The sequence below is a fragment of the Metabacillus crassostreae genome (assembly GCF_016908395.1).
GTDB classification, from domain to species: domain Bacteria; phylum Bacillota; class Bacilli; order Bacillales; family Bacillaceae; genus Metabacillus; species Metabacillus crassostreae.
The window spans coordinates 526,898-537,392 of the sequence record NZ_JAFBDU010000002.1 but is presented as its reverse complement, the minus strand read 5'-3'; the positions used below and the strand labels follow the sequence as shown (position 1 = coordinate 537,392).

Genomic DNA, 10,495 nt, shown 5'->3' with positions numbered 1-10,495 from the left:
TATATAATCGAAGAGGCCTTGATAAATAAAAAAAGCCTTCTTAAGAAGAAGACTGAATGATCATAAGCTTCCCCTTATCTTACAAGCATTTTACATGCTTATCTGGAATTAGCACCTTGGCACTCAGATGGGAATCATAGGTAGAGATGAATTTAAAAAGATGTGACTAACAAAGTTATTTACTTTATTAATCTTTCTAAATTAAGCTAACTAGATCTTCACTCGTTTGAACCGGTTGCTGAAGCTTCAATGGGCCAGTCCCTCAGCTTCTCTTGATAAGATATGAAATTACATATTTACTTTAATGCAATAAAAAGCATTACAACTAATTTATCTAATAATCAGAAAAATATCAATAGTAAAATGATAATTTATGAGATATATGTGGTTTTTTATTGAGGAGAATAGTGGATAGGGTCAGACTTTGATAAGGGGTCTGACCCCAACATATTTAATTTTAGCTAATTATTAGCGATAATTGATGAATTGAACATCAATTGGTAGGTCTGCTTCTCGAATTGCAGATATAACAGATTGTAGGTCATCTCTGCTTTTACCTGTTACACGGATTTGGTCATCTTGAATTTGTGTTTTAACTTTCAGACCTTTATCCTTAATGATGCTGTTAATTTTTTTTGCGTTGTCTTTATCAATTCCTGAAACTAATTCAGCTTTTTGGCGAACAGTACCACCAGAGGCATTTTCTAATTTCTTATATGAAATATTTTTGATTGGAACATCTCGTTTAATTAGCTTTGAGATTAATACATCCTTAAGTTGTTCAAGCTTATATTCATCATCGGAAACTAACACCAATTCTTCTTTTTCTAATGAAATGGTACTTTTGCTACCTTTAAAGTCATAACGAGTAGCTATTTCTTTCATTGCAATATTAATTGCATTTGTTACTTCTGGGAATTCAATTTTTGATACAATATCAAATGAATTATCTTTAGCCATAATAATCCTCCATAACGTATATAATATAGGTTGATTATAGTAAAATAAAACAAGCATCACAACTATTACGAAATTTAAAGTTATTTTGAAGCGAAGATCCCTTTTCTTTTAGATAAGAATCTTTACTTCTTTCCTTTGATAAAGGCTCCTTTCTGAAGGATTGATGCTAATAGACGTCAGTCTCTGTTGTAACCAGTGTGTTATCGCATAAAGGTGCGATTTGTAAAGAATAGATGTCACTAGAATTTATACAGAGTTATTTCCAACATGATTATAAAAACAACACAATTTACGAAAACAGCCTTGATAAATAAACCAAATGTGTTTAAGAGGGTAATGGATTGTGATAGGAATTGTATTCTTGCTACTAGTATAAAATAAGGAGTAACTTCTAATAAAAAACAACCTTAAATGTATAGTTGATAGTTCAAATACGAAAGGATATGAAAAAAAGAATGATACCAGGTACATTTGAAACATTAACAGTAGACGAGAAAGTGGATTTTGGCTATTTTTTAACAGACGGAAATGATCGTGTACTGTTACATAATAATGAAGTAACAGAAGAAATTGAAGTAGGAGAAGAAATTGAGGTCTTCTTTGGTGTAGATTCTCAGGATCGATTATATGCTACTATGAAAAAACCGATAATAACTGAAGGTACATACGGTTGGGTAGATGTTGTTGACGTAGTCGAAGATATGGGGGCATTTGTTTACATAGGATTAAGCAAAGATGCATTAGTAACTGAAGATCACCTTCCATTTTTAAGAGAAGTATGGCCAAATGTAGGGGACAAGCTATATTGCACCTTAAAGGTTTCACATAATGGTAAGTTCTTTGTTCGATTAGCAACAGAGGAAATAGTTGAGCCTTTATTTAAAGATGCTGACAGATCTGTATTTAATAAAGAAGTAACTGGAACAGTCTACCGAATGATAATAGCTGGTTCATTTATCATAACCGAAGAAGGATATAAAGGCTTTATTCATTCCTCACAAAGACAAGTAGAGCCGCGTCTAGGTGAAACTGTGACAGGACGTGTCATCGATGTTAAAGAAGATGGAACAATTAATGTTTCTTTACTTCCTAGAAAGCATGAGGCATTAAGTGGAGATGCTGAAAGAATTTACGCATATATGCAAGAACGCGGAGGTGCAATGCCTTTTACAGATAAAAGTGATCCTGATGATATCAAGGAACGTTTTAATCTGAGTAAAGCAGCATTTAAACGAGCGATGGGGCATTTAATGAAAAATGATCGAGTTTACCAAGAAGAAGGTTGGACTTACTTTAAAGAATTAAAAAAATAAGCTGAATTTTAGAGGCTTTCACTACTGATGAGTAGTGAAAGCCTTTTCTTATGGAGTAAAGCAATAAAGATTTGGATAATGATAGAAAAATGTCTAAAAACATAAATATATGCAGGAAATTGTCGATAAAAAGAAGGTATTAAAAAAAGATAATAAAAGAGAGGTACAGAAATGACTATTACCAAGAATGTTGCAGCTTTGTTAATGACGATCATGATTATACTTTCTGGGTGTTCTCAGCAAGAAACATCTAATATGGTAGATAATAAAGTGAAAATAGGGATCATGCTATCTGATGTTGGTCTAGGAGATCAATCTTTTAGTGATTCAGCATTTGCAGGACTTGAAAGAGCAAGAGATGAATTAGGAATAATTTTTGATTATCGAGAGCTTAAGGAATCAGAGACATATGAAAAAGGATTAACAGAGCTAGTTAATGATAATCATGATGTTGTTGTTGGCTTGGGATTCATGGTTCAGGAAGATCTTGAAAAAGTAGCAAAAAAGTTTCCAGAACAACGTTTTATATTAATAGATGCCGTTTCAGAGCTTGAAAATGTAACATCTATTACCTTCAAGGAAGATCAAGGAAGCTTTTTAGCAGGAGTTACTGCGGCTCTCACAACAAAAACGAATAAATTAGGCTTTATAGGTGGAGATGATGTTCCACTAATTAATAAATTTGAGCAAGGCTTTGTAGAAGGTGCAAAATCTATTGACCCTGCTATCACTGTTGATGTGAAATATGCAGGTGATTTTGGTAATGACCAACTTGGGGCAAGTTTAGCACGTGAAATGATTGATAATGGTGCTGATGTATTATATGCAGCAGCCGGTTTTACAGGTGTAGGTATGTTAAAGGAAGCTCAAGCAAAGAAAGTGTTTGCAATTGGTGTAGATAGTGATCAATACTTTTATGCAGAAAAAGCTGTTATAACATCAATGTTAAAAAATGTTGATGTAGCAATGTATCAAATGGCTAAGCAGCTAACTGATGACGGCAATGTACAAACTGGTCATGTTGAGCTTGGAATAGCGGAAGATGGAATTGACCTAGCACCTCTTAGAGTGAATCATTTTACAAATGAAGAGAGAAAGCAAATAGAAGATTGGAAAGAGAAGCTATCAAACGGAAGCTAGGAGGACACCATGACAATCAAAAATAAACTACTAATAAACTCAATAAGTGTATTATCATTAGCAATCTTAATGATCGCATTTATTATTTATAATATGCTATCTATACAGTCCTCAAGCCAGGATAAAGTGGGAAGCTTACTTAATATTAAGCAGCTCCAAGGAGAGTTAACAAGTACGAAACAAGGATTAAATAATTTTTCTGTGACGCCAACTGATGCTCAAAAGGCAGAAGTACTAGCTAGTATAAAGGAAACTGAAGAGTTATACAGTTCGTTAAACAAAAGTATATCTGATGAAAATAGCTCAGGAGCTTTAAAAAGTGCGGTTGAAAAGTATGATCAGTGGAAAGGAGAGGCAACAGCTGCTTTAGATAGTAAGAATAATGCTGAAGCTAAACGCCAATCTATTCGCTTATCAGGTATTATGAATGATGTGCATTTATTAAATGAGTATGCCAATGAAAACTATACAATCTTACAAAATAATTTAGAAAAGAAAATTTCATTTATTATTGTTTCAGCAATTATTGGAAGTATTCTTTTAGTTGTACTATCGTTGTTATTTGCAATCAGAATGACGAACTCAATTACACGTCCATTAAAGAAATTATCACTCAATGCTGAACAAATTGCTTCAGGAAATCTACTTGTTGAAGATATTAACTATAAAGGAAAAGATGAGCTTGGTGCATTAAATACATCATTTACTAGTATGGTGAATCAACTCAAGAAACTAATATTTTCAATTGATACAGTGAGTAAAGATGTTGAAGGTTTTGCTAAGGAGCTTGAAACAGAGAACAAGGGACTTACTGAAATCACAAATCAGGTTGCCGTTTCAACAAACGAGATGGCGATCGGTTCACAATCAATTTCAAATGACCTACAAGACGCAGTTACATTAATAGAAAAAATGGAACTTGAAACGAAACAAAATGTTTCAAGTTCAAAGGAATCAGTATCGTTTGCGATTGAAGCTGTTTCAGCCATTCACTCTGGTCAAGAAGCAATTAAAACACAGCGCGATTTAATTGTAGAAAACCAAAAAACAAGTCACACAATAGATCATGCAACAAAAACGTTTGCTAATTATGCATCGGAAATTGAAAATATGGCTCAAGCCGTTTCAGGTATTGCTGATCAAACAAATTTATTAGCTCTTAATGCAGCAATTGAGGCTGCTCGTGCAGGTGAAGCTGGTAAGGGCTTTGCTGTTGTTGCGGATGAAGTAAGAAAGCTTGCAGAGGAAGCAACACAATCTACTAAACATATCTTTGAGATGGTTTCAAAAATAAAAGAAGGAATTTCAGGAATTTCAGATTCAGTTCAAAAGGGTGTGTTAATTGCACAGGAGCAACAATTGTCAATGGATCAAACGACAAATTCATTTGGCGATATAGAAACAAGAGTTGAGGAAATGAAAGAGCGCCTAACATCCTTATTAGAAGGTACTCAAAATTCAAAGGTATTTGGTGAACAAGTATTAAATACAATTGAGAGTATTAGTGCAGTTGTTGAAGAATCAGCTGCAGGAAATGAAGAAATCTCAGCATCAACATCTGAACAATTAATTGCCTTTGAGAAAATTGTTGGCAAGGTAGTTACATTACGAGAATTAACAGATGATTTAAATTCAACAGTTGGAACATTTAAATTAAAGTAGGATAAGGAAAAGGACGTTCAAATTATGATAATTTTGAACGTCCTTTTTGTCGTATCTTTATAATCAAACGATCTTTTTAAAGATGATCCGTTTTTTTAGAGTATTGGCGCTCGCCACGCTCACGATTTTTTTCACGCATCATGTTTTTTTCATGGCGCTTTGCATTATTATCTTTGGCTTTTTTATCATTATCACTAGTATGTGGCATGAAGAAGCTCCTTTCAAAGAAGTATAAGCTTATCATTCCCACTTCACGAGCTGACTATGTATGACTAAAAGCACTTAGATTTCATCATTTAAAAAGAAAATCGCTAACGTTCCAGGACCGGAATGGGCACCAATAACTGCTCCAACAAAGTTAATATAAACCTCTTTAGGTGAAAACTCCTCTAGGATAATTGCTTTCATTTCATTTGCTACTTCTATATCGTCGCCATGACTAATAGCAATTGTCTGATTTTGTAAATTAACACCACGTTCTTTCATGACCTCAATAATTCGTTTTAGAACTTTTTTACGTCCTCTAATTTTTTCAAGCGGTATTAACTTACCTTCTTCAACATGTAATAAAGGTTTAATATTTAGCAAGCCTCCAACAAAGGCAGAAGCTTTGCTAATTCTACCGCCACGGGCTAAATATTCAAGATTATCTACAGTGAATATATGTTCGATTTTTGGACAGTAATTTTTTACAGCCGCTTCTATTTGTGTAAAGGATTGATTATCTTCTGCAAGACCAACTGCATACATTACGGCTAGACCGTATCCTAGTGAAGCACATTTTGAGTCAATGATGGCTAATTCAAAGTTAGGAAATTCCTCTAAAACTTCATTCCGAATCATCATTGCTGTTTGATATGTTCCTGAAAGTTCAGATGAGAAAGCAACATATATACTAGGTGTACCTTTTTTAGCTAAATCAGTAAAAACTTCTTTAAATAACAAAGGTGAAACTTGAGACGTCTTTACAATAGCACCGTTTCGCATTGCATCATATATTTTCTTAGGGCTTGCCTCTTGCTGATCTGTTAGTTGTTTACCATCTAAATCAACGCTTAGAGGTAGAAAGGAGATTGAGTGATCTTCAAAATATTCTATAGGTAAATCACAGGCACTGTCGGCTAAAATGTGAACATTCATTGTAACACCTCATTTTTGTTATGTATGGATATATTAATACTTTAAGTTTACCATCCTTCAATTAAAATACAATCTTTGTATTCATTTCTTAATAAAAGGGGAAAACCAAGTATACGATAATAAAATAACAGGGGAGGTTTTATGTTGAATATTAGTTCTGAGATAAAAAAGACATTAGTTGTGATAATTGGTGCCTTACTTAATGCAATTTCATTAAACTTATTTTTAATTCCTGCAAGTGTGTATGCAAGTGGGTTTACGGGTGTTTCCCAGCTTCTTTCTAGTGTCATTGAAGAATACACTCCTTTTTATGTTTCCACAGGTATTTTATTGTTATTACTAAATATTCCGGTTACTATATTAGGTTGGAAAAAAGTAGGGAAATCATTTACACTTTATAGCTTTCTAAGTGTAGCAGCAACAACCTTTTTCTTAGGTATTATTCCCCTACACTCTCTTTCAGAGGATATCTTGTTAAATGCGGTATTCGGTGGAGTTATTGCCGCGATCGGTGTTGGAATGACATTAAAATATGGTGCCTCAACAGGTGGACTTGATATAATTGCCATGATTTTATCTCGAATGAAAGATAGACCTGTTGGAACTTATTTCTTTATGCTCAATTCAATTATAATCTTAACTGCAGGTTTACTATACGGCTGGGAAAAGGCTCTTTATACACTAGTCACATTATATGTATCAACAAGGGTAATTGATGCGATCCATACAAGGCATGAAAAACTTACAGCTATGGTTATTACTAAGAAAGCTGATGATTTGAAAAAGGCGATTCATTCCAAACTGGTAAGAGGAATTACAACTATTCCTGCAAAGGGTGGCTTCACTAATGAACCTAAGGATATGATGATCATCGTTATTACAAGATACGAATTATATGATTTGGAAAAGGTAATTAAAGAAGTAGATCCTAATGCATTCACAAATGTTGTTCAAACAACAGGAATATACGGCTTTTTTAGAAAGGATTAAATTACATCACATCACTACCTAGACCGTTGCTTTTCGCTACAGTCACAAGTTACTGTTAGAATTCAAAGAAATTAGCAGAAGTCGAACGAGATTGAATCTATGAAATACTAAAAATGCATTTTGTGAAAAAATAGGCGAACTCTTTATAGAGAGTTCGCCTAATATTTTTTAAATTGACTGAAGAGTTTGTTGAAATTCACTTAGTTGTGCTCTTTCAGCATCAGTGCAATTGGCATAAGCAGAAGATAAAGCATTTTTTGCTTTCATCACTGCTTCCTGTTTATCACCTTGTTCGATTCCATTTGCAATTGAATTAGCATATGCTACTGCTTCACGAGCTTGTTGAAATAATGGGTTTGTCACTTATATCCCTCCACGTGAGGTATCTTCGTCTTTGTTAGCTTCTTCTACTTGTGATAATGTTGAATGGTAAGGGAACCTCTCATCGTGCTTAGCAACTGTATCTTTGCCTTGCTGAACAAAACGTTTAGATTTGTTACGTTTACCCATTGAAAAAGCCCCCCTTTGAAATTGTGACGCTAAATAACGTCACTACTATTGTGTACGAACAAAGGAATTATATAAATGGTAATATATAAGGTTTTCTCTAGAATTTGAAAAACTTAAAGTCCTAAAACATCCTTTAAATAATGAGCAATCCCATCCTCTTCATTTGATCGTGTTTCTTTATTTGCAACAGCTTTAACTTTATCAATTGCATTGCCCATCGCGACACCATGTCCGGCATATTCAAGCATTTCTAAATCGTTATCTTCATCACCAAAAGCAATAATTCGTTCAGAAGGTATATTATAATAAGAAGAAATTTTTTGGAGTCCAAGTGCTTTATTCGTTCCGGCTTTAATGATTTCTATGACATGCCATGGAGCAGCCCACCTTCTATGATCAACAACCTCTGCATGGACATCTGATAGGTAACTTCTTATCTTTTCTACATTATCTTCAGGCGCATGAATAAGTACACTTGTTACATCATTACCTAAATTATTTCTTAAATCCCCGATTGTTATTTCAGGATTGCCCATACTGAACACGTCAAGGAGCTTCTCATCATGATAATGAAAATAAACATCATCAATAATTTCAGCTAGCATATTATGTATATCATGTTTTTCCGCAACTTCAACAATCTGTTTAACAACATTTAAGTCTAACGTTGTATGATATGTACCCCATTGATCATTCTGTGGATGATGGATATAAGCTCCATTAAAATTAACAATGGGTGTATTTAGCTGTAATTCTTCATAATAGATAGAGCTAGAACGAAATGGTCTGCCTGTTGCTATACAGACAATATGGCCATCATCCTTTGCTTTTTTTATAATCTCCTTTGAGTATGTTGAAATTGTTTTATCATCTTTTAAAAGAGTACCATCTAGATCTAGAGCAATTAAGAAAGGTTTTTTCTCCATAATATCTCCTTTTTATTAACATTAGTTTCAAACTCACAGTGCAATCCTATTCCAAATCATAAATAGCCTATTAACATCCCATAAATATACTTGACTCATTATTAGTGTATCTTTTTTCCAAGTTTTATGTCTACATGTTACAATTAATTTGAGGAAGAATAGTTAGGGAGGCGCGTTATTTTTGGTTATTGTTGAAAAAATGAATGTAGCAAACATTCCACTATTACATATTGTAAACCAAACTGATAAAAATAATAAAACTCCATTGGTTATGTTTATCCATGGATTTACAAGTGCAAAAGAAAATAATTTGCACTATGCTTATTATCTGGCGGAAAAAGGAATTAGAGTCATTTTACCTGAAGCACTTTTTCACGGTGAGAGAAGCAAACAATTTGATTCTACAGAATTAAGTATGCATTTTTGGGAAATTGTTGTAAATGAAATAGAAGAATTGAACACGTTAAAAGAGTACTTTGAAGAGCAGGAACTAATTGATTCAAATAGAATTGGTGTAGCTGGTACATCAATGGGTGGAATCACAACCTTAGGAGCACTAACAAAGTATGAATGGATTAAAGCAGCGGTAAGCTTGATGGGGAGCCCTTGCTATACAACTTTATTAAAAGGACAACTTTATTCATTGCGTCAAAATGGTATGGAGATTCCCCTTTCTAATGAAGAAATAGAGAAGCAAATTTTATTTTTAGAAAAATATGATTTAAGCTTACAACGGGAGAAACTAAATAATCGGCCATTGTTATTCTGGCATGGTGAACGAGATGATGTTGTGCCATTTGCTCCTACGTATCAATTTTATAAAGAAATTATTCCGATGTATGAGCAAGAACCGAATAAGCTTAAATTTATTGCTGACCCATTAGCGGATCATAAGGTATCACGTGAAGGTGTGCTAGCATTAGTTGAATGGTTTGAGAAGTATTTATAATAGAAAGAATAAATGAAGTTAAGCAAAATTCTTTTATTCTTAAGTTCTCTTTACTATACTTGTGTGGGAATTGATATAAGCGAGATTAGAATAAGTACTACCATTCAATAAAAGTCAGAAAGGAGTTTTAATATGGATGAATCACTTAAAGAAAACATTTACGGTGCGTTAGAAACAGTTGAAGATCCAGAACTTGGGGTAGATATTGTTAATTTAGGTCTTGTATATGATGTGGACATGGACGAAAATGGTCAAACAGAGGTAACGATGACATTAACTTCAATGGGCTGTCCACTTGCTGGAACAATCGTAGAAAAAGTGAAGGAAGCACTTTACGACATTCCAGAAGTTAAAAGCACTGAGGTGAATATTGTTTGGAGTCCACCATGGACAAAAGACAAAATGTCCCGATTTGCTAAAATAGCTTTAGGAGTTCAATGATATATACAGAATTAGTAATGGTTCTAATAGGTTAGCTAATGATAATTACTGTTGAATAAACTAAATAACAGTTATTTAAGGATCCAATTATTTTTAGTACAGTAAATCGTAGCATTGGAATAACAATATTTCTAAAGAAAATAGGTTAAAAATAGTGTAGTAAATATCTCCCTTAATAGCACTCATAGATATGGGTGAGCTATTTTTATCATCTTGCTATTCCTAAATAAAAAAAGTCTTCAATTTATTTCAATACTGGAAACTGAAGAGTCAATTGTGACTCTTCAGTTTTTTATTGTTTTTCCTCTTTATTCTTTATATTTGGTGATATCCCATATATAGTCTCTATTATTCATTATTCCTTCAGAAGAATAACCTTTCATTCAATAACAATTGCTAGGCAAACACACATTTATTAGGTACAAGTTTATAGACATATGACTAGTGAATAGGATGATAGTAAA

12 protein-coding genes and 1 riboswitch are annotated in these 10,495 nt (G+C 33.4%); of the genes, 6 read left to right on the top strand and 6 right to left on the bottom strand.

All coding sequences use genetic code 11. From position 1 onward, the window contains the following. Window positions 1–71: 71 nt before the first annotated feature. Window positions 72–282: riboswitch (SAM riboswitch) on the bottom strand. A gap of 186 nt (window positions 283–468) precedes the next feature. After that, window positions 469–960 (bottom strand): YajQ family cyclic di-GMP-binding protein, encoded by a 492-nt coding sequence (locus tag JOC75_RS10225; protein WP_204953946.1) that lies wholly within the window; start codon window positions 958–960, stop codon window positions 469–471. A 455-nt stretch (window positions 961–1,415) separates the two neighbouring features. On the opposite strand from JOC75_RS10225, the gene JOC75_RS10220 reads away from it, so the two are divergent. From JOC75_RS10220 to JOC75_RS10210, 3 genes are all read left to right on the top strand, one after another. Continuing rightward, window positions 1,416–2,273 (top strand): CvfB family protein, encoded by an 858-nt coding sequence (locus tag JOC75_RS10220; RefSeq protein WP_204953945.1) that lies wholly within the window; start codon window positions 1,416–1,418, stop codon window positions 2,271–2,273. Between the two features lie 171 nt (window positions 2,274–2,444). After that, a complete protein-coding gene (locus tag JOC75_RS10215; protein WP_239589397.1) occupies window positions 2,445–3,413 on the top strand; it encodes a BMP family lipoprotein in 969 nt (322 codons plus the stop codon). 9 nt (window positions 3,414–3,422) lie between these two features. Next, a complete protein-coding gene (locus tag JOC75_RS10210; protein WP_204953944.1) occupies window positions 3,423–5,075 on the top strand; it encodes a methyl-accepting chemotaxis protein in 1,653 nt (550 codons plus the stop codon). A 76-nt stretch (window positions 5,076–5,151) separates the two neighbouring features. Here the strand turns inward: JOC75_RS10210 and JOC75_RS10205 are convergent, their stop codons facing one another. Both JOC75_RS10205 and JOC75_RS10200 read right to left on the bottom strand, forming a co-directional pair. Continuing rightward, complete coding sequence (locus JOC75_RS10205; protein ID WP_146948986.1) at window positions 5,152–5,283, bottom strand: DUF3941 domain-containing protein; 132 nt, start codon at window positions 5,281–5,283, stop codon at window positions 5,152–5,154. A gap of 74 nt (window positions 5,284–5,357) precedes the next feature. Further along, the gene (locus JOC75_RS10200) at window positions 5,358–6,215 is read right to left on the bottom strand and encodes a DegV family protein (RefSeq protein WP_204953943.1); all 858 of its coding nucleotides are present in this window, start codon (window positions 6,213–6,215) and stop codon (window positions 5,358–5,360) included. A 150-nt stretch (window positions 6,216–6,365) separates the two neighbouring features. On the opposite strand from JOC75_RS10200, the gene JOC75_RS10195 reads away from it, so the two are divergent. Continuing rightward, window positions 6,366–7,205 (top strand): YitT family protein, encoded by an 840-nt coding sequence (locus JOC75_RS10195; RefSeq protein WP_420828023.1) that lies wholly within the window; start codon window positions 6,366–6,368, stop codon window positions 7,203–7,205. Between the two features lie 168 nt (window positions 7,206–7,373). Here the strand turns inward: JOC75_RS10195 and JOC75_RS10190 are convergent, their stop codons facing one another. The 3 genes from JOC75_RS10190 to JOC75_RS10180 form a co-directional block, all read right to left on the bottom strand. After that, window positions 7,374–7,568, bottom strand: a complete 195-nt coding sequence (locus JOC75_RS10190; protein ID WP_204953941.1) for a DUF3813 family protein — start codon at window positions 7,566–7,568, stop codon at window positions 7,374–7,376. Beyond that, window positions 7,569–7,715, bottom strand: a complete 147-nt coding sequence (locus JOC75_RS10185) for a hypothetical protein (RefSeq protein ID WP_204953940.1) — start codon at window positions 7,713–7,715, stop codon at window positions 7,569–7,571. Window positions 7,716–7,828: 113 nt separating this feature from the next. After that, on the bottom strand, window positions 7,829–8,641 hold the full coding sequence (locus JOC75_RS10180) for a Cof-type HAD-IIB family hydrolase (protein WP_204953939.1): 813 nt from the start codon (window positions 8,639–8,641) through the stop codon (window positions 7,829–7,831). 181 nt (window positions 8,642–8,822) lie between these two features. Here JOC75_RS10180 and yjfP point away from each other — a divergent pair, with 181 nt between their 5' ends. Both yjfP and JOC75_RS10170 read left to right on the top strand, forming a co-directional pair. Beyond that, window positions 8,823–9,590: an esterase gene (gene yjfP, locus JOC75_RS10175; RefSeq protein ID WP_204953938.1), complete on the top strand. Its 768-nt coding sequence runs from the start codon at window positions 8,823–8,825 to the stop codon at window positions 9,588–9,590. 132 nt (window positions 9,591–9,722) lie between these two features. Beyond that, the gene (locus tag JOC75_RS10170; protein ID WP_204953937.1) at window positions 9,723–10,031 is read left to right on the top strand and encodes a metal-sulfur cluster assembly factor; all 309 of its coding nucleotides are present in this window, start codon (window positions 9,723–9,725) and stop codon (window positions 10,029–10,031) included. Window positions 10,032–10,495 lie beyond the last annotated feature (464 nt).